This is a genomic window from Thermicanus aegyptius DSM 12793, assembly GCF_000510645.1.
GTDB lineage: Bacteria > Bacillota > Bacilli > Thermicanales > Thermicanaceae > Thermicanus > Thermicanus aegyptius.
This window is the reverse complement of record NZ_KI783301.1, coordinates 1,573,532-1,595,406: the sequence shown is the minus strand read 5'-3', so window position 1 is coordinate 1,595,406 and position 21,875 is coordinate 1,573,532. Positions and strand designations below refer to the sequence as shown.

The 21,875-nt window shown below is 47.7% G+C and carries 24 protein-coding genes and 3 tRNA genes; 5 read left to right on the top strand and 22 right to left on the bottom strand.

Features of this window, described 5'->3' with window-relative positions; genetic code table 11:
- Window positions 1–2: 2 nt before the first annotated feature.
- The 7 genes from THEAE_RS21980 to yhfZ form a co-directional block, all read right to left on the bottom strand.
- Complete coding sequence (locus THEAE_RS21980) at window positions 3–1,046, bottom strand: amidase family protein (protein ID WP_028987178.1); 1,044 nt, start codon at window positions 1,044–1,046, stop codon at window positions 3–5.
- Window positions 1,039–2,136 (bottom strand): aminotransferase class V-fold PLP-dependent enzyme, encoded by a 1,098-nt coding sequence (locus tag THEAE_RS0108565; RefSeq protein ID WP_028987177.1) that lies wholly within the window; start codon window positions 2,134–2,136, stop codon window positions 1,039–1,041. Before THEAE_RS0108565 ends, THEAE_RS21980 begins: the two co-directional genes overlap by 8 nt.
- Before the next feature lie 10 nt (window positions 2,137–2,146).
- Window positions 2,147–3,061 (bottom strand): phosphotriesterase family protein, encoded by a 915-nt coding sequence (locus tag THEAE_RS0108560; protein WP_039944379.1) that lies wholly within the window; start codon window positions 3,059–3,061, stop codon window positions 2,147–2,149.
- An 87-nt stretch (window positions 3,062–3,148) separates the two neighbouring features.
- A complete protein-coding gene (locus tag THEAE_RS0108555; protein ID WP_005584118.1) occupies window positions 3,149–4,504 on the bottom strand; it encodes a YhfT family protein in 1,356 nt (451 codons plus the stop codon).
- Window positions 4,505–4,516: 12 nt separating this feature from the next.
- Entirely contained in the window at window positions 4,517–4,891 is a 375-nt protein-coding gene (locus tag THEAE_RS0108550) for a DUF2620 domain-containing protein (protein ID WP_005584117.1), read from the bottom strand.
- A gap of 6 nt (window positions 4,892–4,897) precedes the next feature.
- Entirely contained in the window at window positions 4,898–5,251 is a 354-nt protein-coding gene (locus THEAE_RS0108545) for a PRD domain-containing protein (RefSeq protein WP_028987175.1), read from the bottom strand.
- Window positions 5,252–5,270: 19 nt separating this feature from the next.
- Window positions 5,271–6,194: a GntR family transcriptional regulator YhfZ gene (yhfZ, locus tag THEAE_RS0108540; protein WP_039944377.1), complete on the bottom strand. Its 924-nt coding sequence runs from the start codon at window positions 6,192–6,194 to the stop codon at window positions 5,271–5,273.
- Window positions 6,195–6,460: 266 nt separating this feature from the next.
- On the opposite strand from yhfZ, the gene THEAE_RS0108535 reads away from it, so the two are divergent.
- Genes THEAE_RS0108535 through THEAE_RS0108525 form a run of 3 tightly spaced genes read left to right on the top strand, consistent with a single transcriptional unit; the run spans window position 6,461 to window position 8,132 of the window.
- Window positions 6,461–6,820, top strand: coding sequence for a helix-turn-helix domain-containing protein (locus THEAE_RS0108535; RefSeq protein WP_028987173.1), 360 nt, complete (start codon window positions 6,461–6,463; stop codon window positions 6,818–6,820).
- Complete coding sequence (locus THEAE_RS0108530) at window positions 6,817–7,578, top strand: ImmA/IrrE family metallo-endopeptidase (protein ID WP_028987172.1); 762 nt, start codon at window positions 6,817–6,819, stop codon at window positions 7,576–7,578. Before THEAE_RS0108535 ends, THEAE_RS0108530 begins: the two co-directional genes overlap by 4 nt.
- The gene (locus tag THEAE_RS0108525) at window positions 7,575–8,132 is read left to right on the top strand and encodes a hypothetical protein (protein ID WP_039944374.1); all 558 of its coding nucleotides are present in this window, start codon (window positions 7,575–7,577) and stop codon (window positions 8,130–8,132) included. Before THEAE_RS0108530 ends, THEAE_RS0108525 begins: the two co-directional genes overlap by 4 nt.
- Before the next feature lie 208 nt (window positions 8,133–8,340).
- Here THEAE_RS0108525 and THEAE_RS0108520 read toward each other — a convergent pair.
- From THEAE_RS0108520 to gpr, 6 genes are all read right to left on the bottom strand, one after another.
- Window positions 8,341–8,417 (bottom strand) — tRNA-Val (locus tag THEAE_RS0108520).
- A gap of 9 nt (window positions 8,418–8,426) precedes the next feature.
- A tRNA-Leu gene (locus THEAE_RS0108515) sits at window positions 8,427–8,512 on the bottom strand.
- A 50-nt stretch (window positions 8,513–8,562) separates the two neighbouring features.
- A tRNA-Pro gene (locus THEAE_RS0108510) sits at window positions 8,563–8,639 on the bottom strand.
- Between the two features lie 99 nt (window positions 8,640–8,738).
- A complete protein-coding gene (locus THEAE_RS0108505; RefSeq protein WP_028987170.1) occupies window positions 8,739–9,203 on the bottom strand; it encodes a hypothetical protein in 465 nt (154 codons plus the stop codon).
- Window positions 9,196–10,329 carry a stage II sporulation protein P gene (gene spoIIP, locus THEAE_RS21975; protein ID WP_052329870.1) on the bottom strand — a complete coding sequence of 378 codons (1,134 nt, stop codon included), beginning with the start codon at window positions 10,327–10,329 and terminating at the stop codon, window positions 9,196–9,198. The genes THEAE_RS0108505 and spoIIP overlap by 8 nt, the downstream gene beginning before the upstream one ends.
- 82 nt (window positions 10,330–10,411) lie before the next feature.
- Entirely contained in the window at window positions 10,412–11,533 is a 1,122-nt protein-coding gene (gene gpr / locus THEAE_RS0108495) for a GPR endopeptidase (protein ID WP_028987169.1), read from the bottom strand.
- Between the two features lie 131 nt (window positions 11,534–11,664).
- Here gpr and rpsT point away from each other — a divergent pair, with 131 nt between their 5' ends.
- Window positions 11,665–11,931, top strand: a complete 267-nt coding sequence (rpsT, locus tag THEAE_RS0108490) for a 30S ribosomal protein S20 (RefSeq protein WP_005584109.1) — start codon at window positions 11,665–11,667, stop codon at window positions 11,929–11,931.
- Window positions 11,932–11,951: 20 nt separating this feature from the next.
- Here rpsT and holA read toward each other — a convergent pair whose 3' ends face one another.
- The 8 genes from holA to THEAE_RS0108445 all read right to left on the bottom strand — a co-directional run bounded on the left by holA (window position 11,952) and on the right by THEAE_RS0108445 (window position 20,648).
- A complete protein-coding gene (gene holA / locus THEAE_RS0108485; protein WP_169729977.1) occupies window positions 11,952–12,989 on the bottom strand; it encodes a DNA polymerase III subunit delta in 1,038 nt (345 codons plus the stop codon).
- A gap of 154 nt (window positions 12,990–13,143) precedes the next feature.
- Window positions 13,144–14,220 carry an anti-sigma factor gene (locus THEAE_RS0108480; RefSeq protein ID WP_028987167.1) on the bottom strand — a complete coding sequence of 359 codons (1,077 nt, stop codon included), beginning with the start codon at window positions 14,218–14,220 and terminating at the stop codon, window positions 13,144–13,146.
- Window positions 14,217–14,789 (bottom strand): RNA polymerase sigma factor, encoded by a 573-nt coding sequence (locus THEAE_RS0108475; protein ID WP_005584105.1) that lies wholly within the window; start codon window positions 14,787–14,789, stop codon window positions 14,217–14,219. The genes THEAE_RS0108480 and THEAE_RS0108475 overlap by 4 nt, the downstream gene beginning before the upstream one ends.
- Window positions 14,790–14,977: 188 nt before the next feature.
- The gene (locus THEAE_RS0108470; RefSeq protein WP_052329869.1) at window positions 14,978–16,198 is read right to left on the bottom strand and encodes an ornithine--oxo-acid transaminase; all 1,221 of its coding nucleotides are present in this window, start codon (window positions 16,196–16,198) and stop codon (window positions 14,978–14,980) included.
- A gap of 132 nt (window positions 16,199–16,330) precedes the next feature.
- Window positions 16,331–18,775 carry a DNA internalization-related competence protein ComEC/Rec2 gene (locus tag THEAE_RS0108465; protein WP_028987164.1) on the bottom strand — a complete coding sequence of 815 codons (2,445 nt, stop codon included), beginning with the start codon at window positions 18,773–18,775 and terminating at the stop codon, window positions 16,331–16,333.
- Window positions 18,776–18,923: 148 nt separating this feature from the next.
- A complete protein-coding gene (locus THEAE_RS20465) occupies window positions 18,924–19,436 on the bottom strand; it encodes a ComE operon protein 2 (protein ID WP_039944373.1) in 513 nt (170 codons plus the stop codon).
- Between the two features lie 88 nt (window positions 19,437–19,524).
- Window positions 19,525–19,941, bottom strand: a complete 417-nt coding sequence (locus tag THEAE_RS0108450) for a CoA-binding protein (RefSeq protein ID WP_005584246.1) — start codon at window positions 19,939–19,941, stop codon at window positions 19,525–19,527.
- A gap of 38 nt (window positions 19,942–19,979) precedes the next feature.
- Entirely contained in the window at window positions 19,980–20,648 is a 669-nt protein-coding gene (locus tag THEAE_RS0108445; protein ID WP_052329868.1) for a helix-hairpin-helix domain-containing protein, read from the bottom strand.
- Window positions 20,649–20,740: 92 nt separating this feature from the next.
- On the opposite strand from THEAE_RS0108445, the gene comER reads away from it, so the two are divergent.
- Window positions 20,741–21,595, top strand: coding sequence for a late competence protein ComER (gene comER, locus THEAE_RS20460; protein ID WP_052329867.1), 855 nt, complete (start codon window positions 20,741–20,743; stop codon window positions 21,593–21,595).
- Here comER and THEAE_RS22965 read toward each other — a convergent pair.
- Window positions 21,567–21,725, bottom strand: a complete 159-nt coding sequence (locus THEAE_RS22965) for a hypothetical protein (protein ID WP_156920581.1) — start codon at window positions 21,723–21,725, stop codon at window positions 21,567–21,569. The genes comER and THEAE_RS22965 overlap by 29 nt on opposite strands.
- Window positions 21,726–21,875 lie beyond the last annotated feature (150 nt).

Genomic DNA, 21,875 nt, shown 5'->3' with positions numbered 1-21,875 from the left:
TGTCACATCCCTTCATGAAAAAAACCAGTCTGCCCGTAACGCATGCGTCGAAGGAAGTAATCCTCAAATAGCGCGGATCGTGGATAGTGTTTCGCCAGCAGGCCGGCCACTGCGATCGCATGATTACCCGATTCTACGCCACTTGGCGCAATGACGATAAATCCCGATGCGGCCTTATTCCCCGGGACGGCCACGGACGTCGTATTTGCCAGGTTCGCGCTGCGCAGAAGAAACTTTCCACCCAGCCCGTCCGGACGTCCGTCCATGACCAAAGAGTCTGCATACTCTTTTACATCTACGGGGCCTTCCATGCTGATAATCACTTGGTTTTCATTGAAAAGTTCATTCATCAGAGAAAGCCCACGAGTTCTCTCATACGAATCCCCTTTATCAAATCGGCGAATCGTACATCCGTACTGACGCAATAGGTCCTCTACATTATCCGGCGCCGCACGGTCCAGTGCAATATACAGTCCTTCTACATGATCGTCCAGGGTTCGACACAACAGCGTTTCGATACCACTCTTCGCAAAGGCGAATGAGTGACTGATAACTCCAATCCCCACTTCCAGGGAAAATCCGTCGGTGGAACGAGACGGGTGCAGCCCGGTTAACCCCATTCCCTTGGCGTTGATCCCATATAACTGAGTGGCAAGCGCCGGGCCTAAGATTGATCCGCCTCCGTCCGTAACGATGGCGAGATCATGAATTCCACGTAAAATATTGAGGGCGCTACCGCTTGAGGAACCGGTCATGAGGCGGCCGGTCAACGGATTCGTCAATCCCGGATCCATTGCCCTCCCATACGGAGCCATTCGGTCCACGGTCATCCATACGAAGTCGGGTGCCTCGATGAGCTGCCGGACTGCATTCATCGGTATTTGATCGGTATCCTTCACACCGAATAAAATAAGCTCCATATGCTGCTCCAGTTTTTTCCTAGCGCTCGTGGGAGCTGTCGGGTTAACCCAGACGATAGAATCGGTGTACCGATAGGCGTTAGCGTAGGCGTAGGCGAACCGTTCCATCCATTCCATCTTAGTCATGATCGGATCGTACCTTCGCCAACGCCTTATTTAGGATGTCCACAACGAGCCGGGCACCGGCTCTCATCGGATTAATCCGTAACAAATAGGGTTTCAATGCCGGCTCACTTTCTAAAACCGTTCCGGAAGCGCGATAGATCATGGGAAGAACCTCATATTTTGACTCCGCCCCAACAGGATAGGGTGCTGCGCCAAATGCTTCACAGGCTGCAATCACCTGGGGAGCAATAGGTTCATCGAGGCGAGCGATGACGGTCCTGGACTGGGCATTGGCAATGTAAGCCTCGCGGATCCCCGGAACAGATCCGGCATTTAACAGGTCTGCGAGGAGGGATACCTGTTCCGATTGGACAGCAATCAGGACCGGTGCGATGGTGAATGCCCGCAACACTTCCATCGCCTCAGGGCCTTGAACCTGTCCTCCACCGGAATAGTTCCTCTCATGGATCCGCTCAATGCAGTCCTTGCTTCCCAAAACGACGCCAATCCCTTCGGGTCCCAGCAGTTTGAAGGCGGAGAAGGTAGACACATCCGCGCCCACTTGCACTCCGATATGTCTTGTCTTAAAGACGGCATAGTTTTCATCCACCACGATCGGAAGCTCCGGACGAACGCGTTTGGCGATAGCGATGACTCTCCCTAAGTCGTAGTGATCATCCGGTTTTTGGCGCGTGTGCTGAATATAAAGCAGCTTGCCGTGGTGTACGGCATCCGAGAGGGCTTTTTCATCGTGGAAATCGACGATATAGGTCTTTAGACCCAACATTCGAAATGTCTCTTTAGTGGTAGGATAGACAGGCGCATCGTGGATAATCACCGTCTCACCAGCTTCGAGATACGCCGCCAGGGACAATCGAATCGCCCCCGTCCCGGCTCCGCGAACCAACGCACAATCTTCAACACCAAAGAACTTGGCTAAGACCCTCTCTACCTTCCGTGTCCTAAGAGGGGCTCCGGACGGGGGGACTCCCACATCCCCCATCTGAAAAAATTCCGAACCGGAAAAAACATCGGCAATTGCCCGGACAAACCGAAACTGCACTTCCTTTGCATCGTCCAGAGAAATGGGTTCCAATGGGTAGAACTTCATTCTGATCACCTTAGGCGAACGTCAGGAAACGACGTGGATTTTCAATAAGCATTTTCTCGATGACCCTATCCGGCACACCTGCGTTCCGCAAATCCGGTAGAAACGTATCAAACAGATATACATAACCTGGACCGTTATTCTGGCGAAAATAGGATTTCCTCGTAAGATCGACAGATAACATCAGTTGATCCTCAAAGCCTTTATCAAGTAAGGCCAACAAGTTCGATACACGCTCGTCGTGAGGACGATACTTGTTCTTGCCGACGGTGTCGAATTGGATAAAAGCTCCACTTTTTAACAACGTTACTTGTTCATCGATATTTCGGTTGAGATCCTGATGACCAAACGAGATATGGCGAAAATCAACTTCTTCAGACTCGAATATCCGCAGTTGCGCGATTCCCATCGTGCCTAATTCACAGTGTGTGCTGAGCGGTGCGCCTGTTTTTTTATGGGCATCACAAGCAGCTCGAAACACCTTCTCTTCCGTTTTCGTCAGTTCCTGATAACTGCTCCCAATCTCGGCGATGATCCCTGCCTTGATGTGAGTTCCGTCAATTCCGGCGGTAATCTCGGATACGAACAGTTCCGCCAGCTCTTCTCTGGACTTTTCAAACGCCTCGACGGGATAAACATTTTCCTTATAAAAACCGGTTGCACATATGATGTAAATATCAAGTCTCTTTGCCAATTCAGCCAACGCCTGAACGTCCCGCCCCATCCCACGGTTCGTTACTTCCACGAACGCGTTGCACCCATAATCCTTCGTAAGAAGAAGCTCGTTCGCCAATTCCGGAGTATCTCCAAGAATTGAATCCGATTCATTGCGAACGTGAGACAAATCAAATGCGATGTGTTCGTGGATCATGGTTGCTTGCAAGGATTCCGGTTTCACATCGCCGAGTACGGTTCTGATCAATCCCATACGATTCACCCCATTAAACAACCCATGTAGGATGGGCAAGGCCCATCCTACCATGGGTGTTCCGTTTTTTTTGCAGTGGAAGTCAGGTCACAATAAGTTCAAGACATAGAAAATGTTGACGACAACACCGGTTATAATGGCTGCGAGAGGGGCGGCGGCCAACCGAATGACGGGGCGGCCAAGGGCCTCGTTAATCAAATACAACGCTCCGAATACTGCGAAAGCAAAGAAGTTTTGCGGATCTTGAGGTGAGTGGGTCATTCCCAGGGCGGCTAATGCCGAACCGATGAGCAAAGCGATCTCCAACACGTTGTTCATCGCATTGCGGATACTGTCCGATGCTTCACGCAATGACGGAAAGTTCTCAAGTCCTTTCCCAATAGCCCGAAGGGCCAACATCTCGAGGCTTATCCAGACGGCTCCAAGAACGAACGCGGCGATGTGACCTGCCACACCGTTTCCGAACAAAACAGGGGCAACATAATATCCGATGGGATAGACGAAGGTTAGCCCGACTACCCCGTAAACCCCCGAAGCCAACGCCGTTGTCACAATCAGGGGGATAAAGGCCAGGCCCCGAATCATGTCGGCAAACGCAATCGTTCCAATTTGACTCATGTCTCCCGACTGGTATGCGGTCGATTGGTAGGCAGTGTGAAGAGCTTGGAAGTCAACTTCGGAGCCCGCAAAATATTGCATGTTGCTAATCAAAGCCACCAAACCACCAATTACCGCCAACAAAGGAATGGACGACATAATGCGCTTAGTACGAACTGCAAATATGCTTTCGCCGGAACCTTCGCTTTTTTCTCTCGTCTTATTTTCCTTCACATCCTTGGCAATCGCAAACCCAACAAGGAGGATTACACCGACGAACATTTCCAACGCTTCCGGATAAATCGCCGTCCCACCCACGGTGAGAATTTTGGTGGCGGCCAATTGACGGAAGATTAATTCAAGAACAAGTGTAATAATACCTTTCACTTTGCCAAACTGGTAGAAAACCGCTAGAACAGGGAACAATGCAAAACCCGCAACGACGGGAGAAGAGAGTGCACCCAAAGCGTTTAAGAAATTGATGGGCAACAGACCGAAAAAGACGTTGAGTGCATCAAACGCAACGGTTACAGCGATCCCCCATGCTCCCCCGAAAAGGATAGCAATCCACTTGTTCGGAGCAAGAACGCCAAGGATATCTGTCGGCAAAAAGAGCAACCACGGATTTAAAAGTTTCGATGCAAGGGTAAATGCGAATCCAACCGAAAATACGAATCCGGCGCTCAAACCAAAGGCGATGGATGCCATCTCTCCACGTCTCATTCTCCCTTCAACATACTCCGGCATAATCGGTCGAACCCCATCGTGGAACACGGCTCGCCCTGTGTGTGACGCCAATGATGTCAAGGCACAAAGGACGCCTACGATAATAAGTTTCAACACCATACCACATCCCCCCTATTCTAAACCATGTTTTTTTAACAAGCACCTTACCAAAATGGGTACAGCTTCTTCAATCGCTTCCACAGCCATGCCAAACGCGATCTTGTTCTCGTGAACGAGCTTTTCGATTTCTTCCGCTTTCGGACGTCCCCCTGCTTTGGCTACCGTTGCACAATTCCCATAGCCCAGTATTCCGATCGGAACGGATAAGGCAGCACCCCCTCCGCTGTTGCAAGCTCCAAAATAGTAATCCGCTTGTCCTGCTTTAATTTTTTTTGCAGCTTCGAAATCAGAAGTCACCGTTACCTCTACCTTGTTGCCGCCAGCCTGACGAACGGCCCGTTCCATCACCTCTTTCTTGAGACCGCCAATCATAATCCGAATCGTCATCGCTTATTACTCCTTTCCTAATAACAGGCATAGGTACATGGTGAGAAAGCCTATTTCTGCCTCAGTGGCGTTGTCCGCAATCCCTTCAAACATTCCGAGTGCCTGTTGGTATACTTCCGGATGCCGGGAAACGATTTCCGCAATACTCTCAGGGATCTCCGTTACCGGTTCCCCACGTTGCAGTCTGGCGCACGCGACGGCAAAGTGTGTAACAAACGCTCCTGCATTTTCTTCACCGAGAGGAATCTGGTAGGTATTTTCAAACCACTCCACAAATCGCTTAACGTGTTCCCGAATAGGAGGAGTAATCTGATGGGAGGTTTCTAAAATCTCAAGTCGTTCATTCAAAGCCTCGTTCATGATACCACCCCCTGTCGTCTCAATAGCGGGGAACCCGTACGCCATTGAGAATATCCCTTTGAATTGCGACCACCTGTTCCATATTGACCTTCTTGAGAAGGTTCTGGAAAATCTTTAGATCCTCTTGGCGAACGACCAAAGCGGCTTCCGTCGCGTCGTCCTCGTTGAACTCCAATGGGATGATGTGAATCGGTCCATGCTGCCCAAATCGTTCTTCCAACTCATCGATGTTCCAAACTGCCGCATCGATATTTCCTTGGGACAACTGTTCCAATATCTGCATGTAAGGGAGTTCAATAAACTCAACATCAATATCTTTGCACAGTTCCATGGTTAACGTGTATTGATCGAGCGAAGACGAGTCTATACCGAAGCGCATCCCCGGTTTTACGGAGCGAATATTCGGATCGCGCACAAGCAATCCGTGTGCACCAACGTAAGTACGCGCACCAAAGCCGTGTAAAACTGCCACATGATTCTCCTCGACAGCCAGATGAGAAGCCCGCATGGACAAAACAACAAAGTCGTAACGGCCCTCGGTTAACGCCTTAACACGGTTGGCACCCCCACGCATATAGGACATGTGAAAAGGGATTTTTTGTTGTTCGAACACCGCATAGAGCCCGGTGGCCAATCCCTCGTTTCGTCGAGAATACGGCAAAGGCATGGCCCCCATCAAATTGGAACGGCCGGCGAATTCCCACAATTTCGCAAAATCGGCTGTCAGGAGGAACGTACCCAGATGACCTCGAGAATCAAGTTCCACTGCCCGGGAATCAGTGAGAAGTTGGATTGCGGACTGTACGGTTCCTCTCCCAACTCCATACTTGGCCGCGAAGTCTTGAACCCTAGGAATCCTCGAACCGATTTCACACGCAAGAAGCTCACGGGCTATGTTCCTGACTGCTAATCCATTACGTGAAAATAAAGTTTCGTTTTGCATATGCACTCTCCAATATACAGGATCCTGTACTTTGTAGTATAGCAGAGCTCTTTACACATTGCAAGCCTTTCCATTGACTTTTTTCAAAAAAATAAAAACGCCTTGTTTTCCATAGGAATGGCCTTTTCGTTTTGGTCATATAAAATCGGCCGTTACCTCCGTGCCAACCTATTTTCAAAATAAGTATCTTCTTTTTTTGTAACGAATATGTTACAATGAAATGGATAGGATGAGAATAAACAGTCGTCTAAAAAAGGAGCGAAAATATGGAAAACCTTTTTAGGGAGATTGGACGAAAATTAAAGAAGGCACGGGAAGAAAATGGTTTAACGCAATTACAAGTGGGAAAATATTTAGGTGTTGCACGTGAACAAATCTCCTATTTCGAAACCGGATCACGGGAAATTGACCTTCTCTCATTATCTAAGTTAGCTGATCTTTACGGATATCCGTCTGAGTATTTTTTATCGGCATCGGAAACGGCGGAAGAACACGATTCAGTTGCCATGGCTTTTCGCGCAACAGGCTTATCTGAAAAAGATCTGGATCTGTTGGCTCGTTGTCAACGTTTTTTATTCAACTTGAAATGGTTGGATGAGCTTCTGGAAGGTGAAACAAAAAGATGAGTAAATGGAATGAATGGGCCGAAATATGTAAAAAAAAAGCACTGGAAACAAGAATAGAATATGGGATAAGCCCCTATAGTCCTATTGAGGTTTTTAAACTGCTCAAAGAAGCAGATATAAATGTCATAAAAGAACCGATCGACAGTCATATTTCAGGATTTTTCCTGAAACGCGGCCACTCCGAATTGGTATTTATTAACACAAAACGCAGCATCGGGCATCAAAATTTTACTGCCGCACATGAGTATTATCATATCAAATTCGATGTTGATATATCAGGTAGAGTTTGTTTTGTAGGTCGATTTGACGTTAGGGAACCAAATGAATTCAAGGCTGATTTATTTGCATCTTATCTTCTCGCTCCTGATGAGGCAATTAACTTTCATCTATACCGTCGAGGTATACAAAGATTAGATGATTCCACCATTACATTGAAAGATGTAATCGACCTTGAACAGATCTTTGGTATTAGTCATACAGCCATGCTGGTCAGATTACAACAAATGGGTTTAAGTAGTGAAAAGGCAGCTGTATTTAAACCTAATGTTATCAAAAACGCTAGGTCCCTTGGTTATAATGTTTCTCTATATCAAGAGTCAAATGATTATGCCGTTATATCTAAATATGCAGAAAAAGCAAAAATCGCCTTCGATAAAGGACTAATATCATCGGGCAAATATGAGGAATTACTGCTTGAAGCCGGTCTGATCGATATATTATATAGTGAAAATGAACATGAAGAGGGGGATTTGATATGAGGCAACTTCCTCAAATCCCCCCTTATCTTTGTGACACCGATTTCATAAGCTCGTTTCTTTGGATTAATAGACTTGATATTCTGTATGAAATTTATAAAGGGCAAATTTATGTCCCTGACGTAGTTGTTGACGAAATAGCTTTTCTTAAACGCTTTACATATTATAGCCATGTTTCGGTTTTGTTGGAAGAAGAAATTAAAAAGAAAAACATCACGGTTTTCCAAATCTACCCTGGTACACCCGAAGGTAAAGAATATTTAAAACTTCTAAGTGGTGGAATAGGCAAAGGGGAAGCAGCTGTCATGTCGAGGGCAAGAATGGTTGAGGGAACAGTGGCAAGTAATAATTTAAAAGATGTTCTTAACTACTGTAATACATATTCACTCGGCTTAATCTCAACGGATGATGTGTTATGCTCGGCTGTAACAAAAGGAATGATTACGGAAACTGAAGGAAATCAGATTTGGAACCAAATGAAATTAAAAAAAAGAAACTTGCCTTCGTACGATTTCTCAGAAGCCTTCCGACGTTTTAAAGAAAATCTACCCAAATAAACAATCAAAGAGAGCTTCCCAAAGAGAGGCTTGGGGAGCCTTCTCACGTGATTCCTTCCTCCCTTTCCTTTACCGCTACTCGGGTCGGGTGTTTGCCCTCCTTCTTTCGAACCTCTCATTCGATCGACCTTTGTTTCCGGCAAACGGACCGATACCGGCTCACCAAATATAAAAAGCCTTGTTCTTCAGGGCCTTTGAAGCTTACGTATGGTGGACCCTGAGGGACTCGAACCCCCGGCCTCTACCATGTCAAGGTAGCGCTCTAACCAACTGAGCTAAGGATCCAGGCGATGATGGTGCGGTCGGCGAGACTCGAACTCGCACGCCTTAGCGGCACTACCCCCTCAAAGTAGCGTGTCTGCCAATTCCACCACGACCGCAGGCTTTACCATTTTAATCTCTAAAATCCGTTAAGTCAAGAGAGAAAGGATGGTCGGAACGGCGGGATTTGAACCCGCGACCTCACCCACCCCAAGGGTGCGCGCTACCGAGCTGCGCTACGTCCCGAACAGATTTCTTTTTTACTCCGCTTGCGACGAGCGGCGACAAATAAGAATTTACAACATTTCAGCGAGAAATGCAAGCACAAATTCTTCCATTCCCAAATTATTTTTTCACAAAAAAACCGACTACTCTCTCCAGGGCTTTCTGTGTAAAGGAAGAGAGTTGATTTCCCAAATTTCGTCCAAGGCGATCCCAATCTCCCTCCTGGGCCATCACAGGAGCCGTTTCCTTCCGATCGCCTTCATTTGTTCCCGATTCCCCCACTTCCATCCGATGATCACTTTCTTTCATATCGGTTGATGCGTTGGGGACATGGGTTTCCTGGGGATTGGATAAACTCCCGGAGTCCGCTTCTCCTTGGTTTCCTTGCGAAAAAGGGTGGATCGGCGCATAGACCGGCTTCCCGTTCTCTATCCGTACGATATAGGTTTCCAGCGGGTTAACACCAAACTCCGTATCGGATGGTGTGGGAATTCCTTTCTTTTCTCGATCCATTTGCATACCGATGAGGATCCCTGTGACAAAGAGAAAAAGGAGAAGAAGAAATCCGGATACTCCCTTACCCATTTTTCTTCCCCTCCACGATAGGTTCTACAACCGGAACCGCATCTTCATAATAAAGCTCTGCAAAAACATGAGCCAGGGCGACAGCAGAACGTTTTGATTCTTCCACGTTATTCCCGATCCCTCCGATTTCCACGGTGATGGCATGGGAGGAGATCGATTGATTATACTCTCCATTATGCCCCGTGCTTTTTTCGTATCCAACGATGGGTCGGGTAATTGCCGGATATTGTTCTTCCAGCTTTTTCTGTAAGGATTCGGCGAACTTAAGATTCTCTTTCCAGTTCTTATTTCCTTTCCCCACCACAAACATGATCTTCGCGTAATCAACTCCGTTTATTTTGGCTGTCGTCTTTTCCCTACCGATCGCATCCCTATGAAAATCAAAAAAGTAATTTAATGTTTGATGCTCTCTTTTCGCCGTTTCCACAATCTCCATCGATCGGGCATACGAGAGGCTATATGGCTTCCCTTCTTTTTTTAAGAGAGCATAGATATCCGTTTGGTCATGAATGGCGGAAATCCCTACCTGCTTTAAGGCTTCGGCAAATGTCTCACCGACTAAAGTAATATTTCGCGAGGATGACATGGCTTCACTATCCGTTTTTGCTCCTTTCACTTCCGAAATCCAGGACTCCCTATTATGGGTATGATAAATGTATACCGTCGGTGCGCTTTGGTTTTTTGAAGTGATAACCACCGTTTTTGGCGCTTCGTCGGGTAGGATCGCGTCACTTTCCGCTTTTGCCCACATCTCCGGCGTGGGATGTGATTCCATGGGCAAATCACTATAATTTAAATCCTCTCCCCCATCAAAAAAGACTCCCCGATATCCTTGAAGTCCGGGAATCTCTGATGCCAGAAGGGTTAATGGATCTTTTGGATTGATCCCTAAAAGCCAAGAGATTCGTGTTGCCCGATCTGCCTTCTGCTTTTCCTCCCCTAATCCCCCGGGAATTTCCACCCCTAAGATCGCTTGGAAAAGACTTACCTCCAACTCGGGCCCATGCATATTTTTCAGATATGGAATCTCATCCCGATACATCGCGAGAAACCCTGCGCCAACAACTACCGCCGTCGTAAAGATCATCAATTTTAAGAAGGATTTCGGCCTTATTTCTTTTTTCATCCGGATCTCTCCTGACTCTTTAACTCTAGTAAATCGTATGATAGAGCCGGAGAGATTAGAACAACCCCCTTCGCCGAAAAAATTAATGGGTGTAGGAGGTTACATTCTTCGCATTGACCGCCTTATGCAAAGCCCTGTTTAATCCGTTGGCCAAGATATTTCCGATCTCCTCAATAAATGCATCCACCTCTTTCGGAGTGACGATTAGATTATAACCCATGGGTTGAAGCACTTCCCGAATGAGGGAGCGTTTCTCCTCCTCATTCAGCTCTCCAACCATGCCCATGAGCGTTACCCTCTCCTCCATATTAGGGAGATCCTCCTCACTGAACGATGGAGGTTTTTCATAGAGAGGGGTATATCGATCAACCAATAGGCGAGACCGGGCAGAGGGAGGGGTACGGCTCTCTTTTAATTGTCTCCCTAAATGCTTCAACAAGTAATCGATGGTATCGCTGGCCACCGAAACAGCGTCTACAACGGTGGGAACGCCGATCGCCAAGGCAGGGATGCCTAACGTCTCCTGACTGATGGCTTTGCGTTTATTCCCAATTCCCGAACCGGGATGAATGCCGGTGTCCGCGATCTGAATCGTCGTATTCACCCTGGCCAGATTGCGGGAAGCCAGGGCATCGACCGCAACGACAAAATCGGGTTTAATCTCTTTTACAATAGAAAGGACCACATCACCGGTCTCAATCCCTGTGGTTCCCAGTACACCAGGGGAAAGGGCAGATACCTTCCGATATCCCTTCTCCACTTGATCAGGCATCAGCTCGAACAGATGCCGGGTAACGAGAACATTTTCCACCACGGTTGGTCCTAAGGAATCGGGGGTAACGTTCCAGTTTCCCAAGCCGACGATGAGACAGGAAGCTTCCTCCGGTATCCCGATATCTTGCATAAAACGAACCAATACTTTGCTCAACGCATTGATTACCCGATGATTTAATTCTGAGTCCTGCTTGCGGAGACTGGGAATTTCCATCGTAACATAACGGCCGGGAATCTTGCCGATCGCTTTTGCTCCCTCTTCGTTCAGGACATGAACCCGGGTAATTCGCATCTCCTCTTCATCTTCCGTCTCCAGTTTCACGCCAGGAATCTCTGATCTCCCCATCCTCTCTTGAGCCATTTGGTGCGCTTCAATGGCCAGATCCGTTCGAACGGAATAACGGCTTAAATCAAGGGTTCCCTTTCTCATCCAAGTTCTCATCCCTCCTTACCCTTACCATGCCTAATTCCCCCCGTTTCTATTCTTGCAAAGGGAAAGAAAGCATGATAAAATGTCCATTGTTGTATGTACGTTTCTGTACATGTAAAGGAGGTGAAACCATGCCGAACATTAAATCCGCCATTAAACGTGTGAAAACGAGCGAAATTCGCCGTCTTCGTAATATCGCCGTTAAAACGGACCTGAAAATAGCCATTAAGAAAGTGGAGCATGCGGTAGCTCAACAGGACAAGGAGAATGTAAAAACATACCTCCAAATCGCCACAAAGAAATTGGATAAAGCGGCTTCAAAAGGGGTTATCCATAAAAATAAAGCAGCGCGGAAGAAATCCCGTCTCATGAGTAAAGTGAATAAACTCCTCGCTTAGAACCAAAAAAACGACCCGTGTCATGCGGTCGTTTTTTTTCGTATCGCTTGAAGCTTCAGAATCACGATTTCCAGTGCCAACCTTTTCTCCATTTTTCCTTCTTTCATCATCCGGTCGTAATCCGCGATCATATGGAACATATCGAACAAGTTTTCAAGGGGAAAATCTCTCCCTACATTTAAAGCGAGTTTAACCGGATAGGGATGAATTCGCAGTCGGGAAGCGATTTCCTTCTGAGAGAGTCCATCTTTCGTCAAGGTCTTCACCTGAATCAAGAGACGAATCTGTCTGCCGAAAAGATGTAATACTTTAATCGGTTCTTCATTTCTCTTCATCAATTCCCGATATAAGAAAAACGCCCCTTCCAGATCTTGATGGAGAGCCTTATCGATTAAGGAAAAGACATCTCCTTCTACCGTGTGGGTGATAAGGGCTTCCAACTCCTCCCTTGTTATCGGCTCTTTTCGCCCGATACTGTAGAGAGAAATCTTCTCCAGTTCTTGGTTCGCGAGAGGGAGACTCTTAGGAAGGAGATAAGAGAGAACCTCCAGCTCCTCCTCACCCATCAAGATTTTCCGTTCCTTGATCTGCTTACGAAGCCATTTTTCCCTTTCTTCTTCTGTAAAAGGCTTTGCGTGGTATATTTTGCTTTTTTTCAGCAGTTCTTTTACAACTTTTTTCCGTTCATCCAATTTGGCATAGGGGGCCACAAGGATAAGAGAGGTGAAGGTCGAAGGATTTTCCAAATAATCCTTCAGGGTATCGAGATCATGTTCAACGCCTGTGCGAAACGTGCTTCCGGTAAGGAAATACGCATTTTTAAGGAGAACGATTTTCCGCTCTGAACCAAAAGGAAAGGTCTCCGCTTCCCCAATCGCCGTTTGAATCGGCGTCTTGGTCATATCAAAGGAAAGAAAATCCATTTCCCGCCAGACAGGATCCACCATAAGATGGATCAATTCCTTCAAAAGAACCTCGATCTGATACTCCTCTTCCCCGTAAAGGAGATAGACAGGGGAATATTCCTTTCTTCGCACTTCCTCGATCCATTGTTCCATATTCCATTTTTCCCCTTCATGATCTTTTTCCCCTATTATACCACGACGAAAAAGCGCATCTTTTTCTTTCATGGGTTTCATTCATCCGCATCGATGTGAACGCCCGGAGAAGAGATTTTTCCCACTCCGGGCTTTAAACTTTTGCGAAGGAAATTTACGGCTTTTCCGCTTGAACCGTTTGTTCCTTTTCCAAATCCAATTCCAAATGCATGATGCTCCCATCTTCTTTTTTTAAAACCTCGTAGTGGACCGTATTTTCGTCGATCCAGGTGAGATTCTTAAAGGTTTCCCCTGGATTGGCCGTCACGGTGTAAATGGTTTCCCCCTTTTCATTCTGAAACTCAATCCGGGTGGGGGTAATAAGCGCTTTCCTGCTCTTATCGGGTGAAGGGATAACTTCCGGATTCACATCGCCCATCGGTGTGGCTGTAATGCCCATAACGGGGTCCAACGGCGCAACTTGCTCCGGAGGAGGAGAGATCGCCATCCCCTCCCCTTTACCCGAATTCTCGTTGACAGATGGTTCCTCCGTCATACGTTTCGGTTCTTCACTCCCTTTGGCAGAAGGCGCATTCGACGCCGTTGGAGGATCCTGAGGATCAACCGGTGATTTTTGAGGAGAAGTGGAGGGCGTTTTGACGGATTGATGGTTCTCCGATTCTCCCATCGGAACAAAATGACTCTTTGGCTCATCCGGCTTCTTTTCCTGGGGGGGTGGTGAGGCATCCTGACTCTTTCCGAGATTTTGCTCTCCCTTCTTCTCGCTTTCTGTGGCGGTTTCATCTTGCAAGGCAAAGCTTTGGGACGGAGTTGTTTGATGATCTTTAGAAGAAGTGGTGACGCTTTGAACCTCCCTTCCCATATCGGTCTTTTCATCCGATTTCCAACCATACATCCATTGGATAAAGGAAATTGTAATGAGGGCAAATACGGCTGCCACCGACAAATAACGGATATAAGGACGATTAAATAGAGATTTTCTTTTACTCTTCTTTGCCTCTTCTTCTCTGTCAAATTCCTCCAATCGGGGAAGAATCCTTTCCACCAAGCTGTAAGGAGGATTTACTTTCGGCAAGGAGACGAGACCTGAGTGAATCTCCAGCATTTTCTCATGAAAAACGCGGCATTCTTCACAGATCAAAAGATGCTTTTTCAAATTCTCTTGATCCATTTCACTCAGATCCCCATCGAGGTCCCGTTGCACCAACTCTCTCACCTCTTCACAATTCATCCCCGCACACCTCCCTTCTCATAATCACGAAGTAAGTTTTGAAGCAATTTTCGAGCCCTGAAGAGATGGGATTTCACCGTATTGAGGGGTAAGTTTAAAATCTCAGCAATTTCCCCGTAACTAAAATCCTGGATATACCGCAACACCACCACGGTACGAAAGTTTTGCGGCAATTGGGAAATGGCTTCTTCAATATCCTTGGCCGTATTCTTCTTCATCACTTCTTCTTCCACACTCCCGGGGGAGGGGAGAACTCGTTCCATATCATCAATATGAACAGATTCCCTCTGTTTCCGAAATCGGTCAATGCAAAGGTTGGTTACGATTCGCTGAGCCCACGTAAGAAATTGGGCTTGCTCGCGATAACTGGAAATATTGGTATAAATCCGGATAAGGGCTTCCTGCGTCACATCTAACGCATCTTGTTCATGGTTTATCAAGTAATAGGCGGTCCTGTATAAAGGGGTCTCTATCTCCCGTAAGAGACGGATCATCGCATCACGATCCCCCGCTTGGGCAGACCGGATCAATTCAAGATCAAACACTCCCGTTTCCCCCTCTACTCTCATTTCTTCTGACGCTCTATCCTCTCAAAAGGTTGCATTCCCTGGATCCTTCCCTTTATTCTATCTCCTTCCGGGGATGGTGTCTATTCTAGGTTATTTGAATTCCTCTATGGATGGGTAAAAAAAAACCCAACGCCGGAGTGACGGGCGGGGTTTTCTCAATTGAGGAGAAAGAAATGGGTGAGATACTCTTATGGAAGAAATACTTTTCTTATCTTTTCAATCGCCCAATCCAGCTCTTCCTTCAGAATCACTAGGGGCGGAGCAAGCCGCAGAATGCGGTGATGTGTCTCTTTTAAGAGAAGACCCTCTTCTTTAAGTCTCTCTGCATAAGGGCGCGCCTCCTCAAATAACTCAATACCGATAAAGAGCCCTCTGCCTCTAATTTCCTTAATTTTAGGATGGGGGGTTAGTTCCTGGAGCTTACGAAGGAGATATTCTCCCATTTCCTTCGAGCGCTCTACCAATTTCTCTTCCTCGATTACCTCCAGGGCCGCGATGGCCACAGCTGCTGCCAAGGGATTGCCTCCAAAGGTTGACCCGTGGGAACCGGGAGTAAGAACTCCTAGAATCTCTCGATCAGCAGCAATGGCGGAAACGGGTATCACTCCTCCTCCTAATGCCTTCCCCATGATATAGATGTCGGGAATTACTCCTTCCGCATCACAAGCAAATCGGGTTCCCGTCCTCCCAAAACCGGTCTGGATCTCATCGGCAAGGAATAATACGCCGTTATCCCTGCAGATTTGAGCAGCTTCCCGGAGATATCCCTCAGGCGGGATGATAATTCCTGCCTCTCCTTGAATTGGCTCAACCAGAAAGGCAGCCGTATTCGGGGTAATCGCTTTCCTTAAAGCCTCGATGTCTCCATAGGGAATGATCACAAAACCAGGGGTAAAGGGGCCAAAGCCTCTCTTATATTCCTCCTCCGAAGAAAAGGAGGTAATCGTGGTGGTTCTCCCGTGGAAATTTCCCTCACAGACGATAATCTCCGCCTTCTGATCCGGAATTCCCTTTTTCTCATACCCGTACCTCCTCGCCACCTTGATGGCGGTCTCAACCGCTTCGGCCCCCGTGTTCATCGGTAGAATCATCTCTTTGCCGGTATAAGCAACCAGTTTTTCATAAAATTCCCCCAAACGATCATTATGGAACGCCCGGGAGGTAAGGGTGACTCGATCTGCCTGATCCTTCAAAGCTTGGATGATCTTTGGGTGGCGATGCCCTTGATTTAAGGCGGAATAGGCGCTTAACATATCCATATAGCGGTTTCCTTCCAAGTCCTCCACCCAGACCCCTTCCGCTTTATGAATTACGATGGGGAGAGGATGATAATTATGAGCCCCATATTTTTCCGTTACGGCGATCACCGCTTCACTGCTCTTGTTTTGTTTTAATGGAGATCGATCCATCTCGTTTTTCCTCCCTCTCTCACAACAATCCCTTCTTTATCTACTCTAACGCAAATCGATTCCGTTTTAAACCCCATACACCTTCAAACCTTCTCATAGTCATTGAAGGAGGATGAGGGATTTGCGGATCGTTTACTTCCAAGGGTAGGAAGTGAGGCGGACCGCGCCATCTGGAGAGATTCTCACCTGAATGGCCCCAAGCTGGTCCGTCCTCAAGATCTTGATCCCCCTCTCCTCCAACCTCTTTAGCACCTCCGGTGAGGGATGTCCATAACGGTTCATTTTCCCTACCGAAATGATTGCCGCTTCCGGACGGGTTGCATCAAGAAATTCCTCAGAAGTAGAGCTTTTGCTGCCGTGATGTCCCACTTTAAGGAGATCAAGATCAAGGGGGCCGACGCGATCGACCCATTCCTTCTCTCCTTCCGCCTCCAAGTCCCCTGTAAATAGGATCTTTCTCCCATAGGCTTGTAGGAATAAGAGAACCGAAGCATTATTCTCCCCTGCCTTATTCTCTGAGCCGGAAGAAGCGGGACCATGAATCGATAGGGTAACCTGCTTGCCCCAATGGAGAAACTCTCCGGGAATCGCCCGAAAAGCCGGAATGGAACGAACCTCCCCTTCACGCCATAAATCCCTCTCCAACTCCGTTGTCGGGGAAAGACCGTTACCCAACAGATGTTTTACAGGGATGGACGAAATCACCTCTTTCAAACCACCGATATGATCTGCATCCCCGTGGGTTGCCACCACCCAGTCGAGGCGATTCACCCCCATCGCCCTTAGGGCAGGAACGAGAAGATCTGCCCCTACTTCAAAGGGATGCTTCCTTCGCCTCCATTCCTCCTCCGGCTGGAAGCTCACTCCTCCTCCATCGATGAGGAGATTCCCTCCATTTGGTGCCTGAATCAGTATGGCATCCCCTTGGCCGACATCGAAAAAGGTGATCCTTACCTCCTGATGAAAAAGAGAAAGAAAAGAGGGAAGAAAGAAGAAGAGAAAAAGGAATAGAAAAGAAAGGAGGAGATCCCGATAAACGAAAAGGGAAGCGGTCCCCTCCCGTTGCTCTTCCTTCATAAGAAAGGAAAAGAAGAAAAGGAGAAAAAAAAGATAAAGGATCCACCCCCACGTGGGAGGATCGGGTATGGAAAAGAAGAAGGAGGGAAGATTCCCAAATCCTGAGATCCCATCATGGATGATTCTCATAACCCCCTCTAAAGGAAGAGAAAGGAGTTTACCCGCCTCCGGGGAAAGAAGGGAGAAAAGGAGGGAAAGGTAACCCCACGGGATCAGAAAGGCAAAAATGGGGACGAGAAGGAGGTTCGCAGGTAAGACGAGAAAACTCCATTGATGGGTGGCTTTTAATAACAGGGGAAAAGAGATGGCCTGTGCGAGAATAAGAACCGCCGTAGATATCGAAAGCCATTCGGGAATTCTAGGAATCAAACGGCGGATCCGGTCAGACAATGGACGGGTAAAGAGGAGAAGAAAAAAAGTGACGAAAAAAGAAAGTTGAAATCCCAAACCTAGAACCTGCCTCGGATCCAGGAAGGTCATCCCGATGAAAGAAAGGGAAATCGCTTTGATAGCAGAATAAGATTGATGAAACCTTTTGGCCAACAGATACAGAAATCCCATGGTCACAGCACGGAGCACGGGAGGAGAGGCTCCCGTGAGAAGCGCATAAAAAGGCAGGAAGAGGAGGAGGAGTTCATAGGAGCGCTCCCTCGTCAGTCCGAGAAAATGAAGCAGGAGGAGTAGCCCTCCAATGACTACCGTAACATGAAAACCGGAAATCGCCAAAACATGAATGATCCCTATCTTCCGGTAAGTTTCGGTTAAATCTTCCGGGATTTCCCCCACATCCCCGAGAAGCATCCCCCTCATCACCCCTGCTACCTCTGGCGAAAAGAGGGATTCCAACCGCCCCCCTAACCCCTTTTTCAGTTCTTCCATCCCCCTCCAACCTACGAAAGAACCCCGTTCCAATCGGGACGTCCGGGATAGATCCTCCCCTTTCCCGGTCCATGTGATGTGGAGGGAATACAAATATTGAGGAAAATGAAAGGCGCCGGGATTTCGGGGCTTCTCCGGAAGAGAGAAGGTGAGGCGGGTTTGAACACGATCTCCCCTCGCAAAAGAGAGGGCCTCCTCTTTCTCACCCGGGGATTGCAGTCGATAAGAAGTCCAAATTTTCTCGTGAAGAGGAATTTCCCTTCCTTCCAGATGAATCGCTTCGACATTGAGGATAAAGCGGAAGGCGTCTCCATCGACGACGGGGGTAGAATCGATCACTCCCGTCACCTCCATGTTAGACGGTGCCTCTCCCAACGATTCAAAAATTTGAGATAGCCGCGAAGTCTCCTTGCTCCCGTCCCAATACCCATAACCAAGGCCTAAAAGCATAAAGAGAGCCGGCATGAGGAGATGCTGCAATCTTCCTCCCCCTTGGAAAAAGAAAAGAAGAAGAAGAGGAAGCAGAAGGAAGAGAAAAAGTTTCTCCTCACCCTGCAAGAAATAGAGATAGAGACCGAATCCCCATCCAGCCGCATAAAAAAAGAGAGACAGAGGAACCACCTCCGAAAATCCTCTTCTCTTTTCGACGTGCGCCGTTAAAATTCCTCTTCATTTTTCATGCATCCATGCGGAAAGAGCCTCCCCTCCCGAACCCTCTTTATCGTTTCCGTATCCATTCCGGAACATAAGCGGAGTAAGAAACCCCATCTCAAACGCCCCGAGTAAAGTTCCCGTTATCCCTTTTTTCGGGAATGAGGGATATTTCTTTCGGAAGAGCGGAGATATATTTTTCCAGATCTACGCGGATCCGGGTCGTCTCCACTCCCGCCTTTTCCAGCAATTCTTGGGCATACGGGTCGATATGGTAGGGCGTCTCATAATAAATATGCCTAATCCCTGCTTGGATCATCAATTTCGTACAATGAAGGCAAGGAAAATGGGTCACATACACCTCCGCCCCATCCGTGGGTACGCCAAACTTGGCACATTGCATCAAAGCATTTTGTTCCGCATGGATGGTCCGAATACAGTGACCATCCACCACCTTACACCCCACATCAATACAATGCTCATCCCCGGCAATGCTGCCATTATATCCCCCCGCAATCACCCTCCGATCCCTCGTGATTACGGCTCCCACCATGAGTCGGGTACAAGTAGCCCTTAGGGATATCAATTTTGCCTGGGCCATAAAATATTCATGCCAGGAGATTCTCTCCACAACCCTCTCCCCCTTGCTTTCTCATCTTTATGGTGATCCCCTAGAAAAAATCTCTTCTCCGCCCATCTAGCAAAGGCAAGCACGTATCTTACCCTTTCTTTCCAAGCAGACGAGCATGTTCAATCTTGATACACCGATCCATCACCACCTTCATCCCTGCTTCACGTGCAATCCTTTCCGCCTCCTCATTCTTAATTCCAAGCTGAAGCCATAAAACCTTCGCCCCGGTCTTAACCGACTGTTCTGCAATCGGAACCGTCTCCTCGCTGCGGCGGAATACATCGATTAAATCCACCGGTTCCGTCAGTTGAAGCAAAGAGGGAACCGCTTTTACCCCTAACACCTCATCGACGACAGGGTTAATCGGAATGATCGTAAAACCTGCTTCTTGTAGGTACTTTGCCACCTTGTAGCTGTCCCGATCCGGTTTGTTGGAGAGACCCACGATAGCAATTCGCCGGGTCTCCTGAAGAATTTCTTTAATCTCGGCATCACTTATACTCATTTCCATTCCCTCCCGTCCAAATGTATGCGATTCGTTTCCTACCGGACAGTGATATAGGGAAGAAGTTTCTCCAGTGTCTTCTCACCGATTCCGGAAACGTTGGTTAGCTCATTCACATCCTTAAACGGCCCGTGTTCCTCTCGATAGCGAAGGATCGACTCCGCCTTCGCGGGGCCAATGCCTGGGAGCTGATCCAGCTCTTCCAGCGTAGCGGAATTAAGATCGATCAGAGTTTCTCCGGCATCTCCTCCCTTAGACGAAATTGAGGCCGTTGGGGGATTCCATCCAACACCTTGTTCCCCTATCCGAGGGATATATACCACTTGTCCGTCTTTTAAAAAAGCGGCCAAATTGACCTGAGAAAGATCCGCCTCTTCCACCGTCCCCCCTGCCTTCTCCAGGAGATCATGGACCCGAGCATTCTCCTCGATTTTATACACTCCCGGATTTCTCACCGCTCCTTTCACATCTACTTCAATCCATTGAACAGCAGGAAGTCCCTCTCCGCCTTTTTCCTTAGGGAGATCTAGATTTTCCGTACCGGTCTCCGTCACGGTCCCCCCACTCTCCTGGTCATAGGGAGGAAGGAGAAGTTTCTCCTCGTCCTTTGATTTGGCGATCAGAAAATAAATAAAGCCCACGGCCGCAAGTACGATGACGATGAAAAGTTTTCGCCGCTCAGTTACAAACCGGATCAACCGTTCCATTCGTTTCCCTCCAACAAACGAAAGGAATATTCATAAAAATGAAGCGTTACACATATGATTTTTAATACAGAAGGAATCATGGGGGGATTCTCGTGAACGTCGGTTTTATTGGAACAGGGAGCATGGGAAGCATCTTGGTGGAAGCTTTCATCCAATCGAAAGGGATTAAACCTGAGAATCTCCTTCTATACAATCGTACTCCTTCAAAAGCGGAAAAATTGGCGGAGCGCTACCCCGGAATAAAGGTATCCGATAAACTCTCTTCCCTAGCCGAAGAAGGCGATCTCCTCTTTATCTGCGTCCGCCCGCAAGATTATAAAGGGGTGTTAGAGACCATCGCACCGATCCTTCGCCCGGATCACATCGTCATCTCCATTACCAGCACCATCCTCATTGAAGAATTAGAGAACGTTCTCCCGCGGGCAAAAGTGATCAAAATGATTCCAAGCATTACCAATGCGGCTTTGACGGGAGCGTTATTGGTCATGTTCGGATCACGCATCCAAAAGGAAGAAAAGAAAAACTGGTTCTCCTTTTTCTCCCATATTGGAACCCCAATCCTCATTGAAGAGAAAAATGTCCGCGCAGCCTCCGATATTACCAGCTGCGGGCCCGCATTCTTCAGCTTCTTGCTGCAAGACTTCATCCAAAATGCCGTCCGGGAAACAGGCATCGATGAAGAATTAGCCGCTCGTCTAGCCAGCGAAATGATAATAGGTCTGAGCGCCCTCCTCTCCAAGGGGATTTTTACTCTTCCCACCCTGCAAGCACGAGTATGCGTCCCGGGAGGCGTAACCGGAGCGGGGCTTTACGTTCTAGAAAAAGAGACAAGAGGGGTCTTTCGGGACCTATTTCTTACCACCCATGCGAAATTTAGACAGGATCGGGAAGAAAGCAAAACCTGGCTTCCCACCCCGCTTACTCCGCCGGACGATTCTCCCCGGTAACTTTCCCTTCTCTTTTCGCGTCCACACTACTCCCTAAGGGAGGATTCTCCTTTTCAAACCTTTTTTCCTCTTGCTCCGTTAAGCCGCTCACCGGAACAATCCTCTCACTTTCACGCCTTTTTGTATTCATGCTTATCCTCCTCCAAGTGATTTATGCCTTGTCAAAGGATAAGTTCTCCATTATCATGAAGATTATACCAAAGATTTGGACAAGGGTACAGACTCCTTTCCAAGCTCGTTCGTTCGAATTTGCTCCATTTCAAAAAAAGCGTAAAGGAGG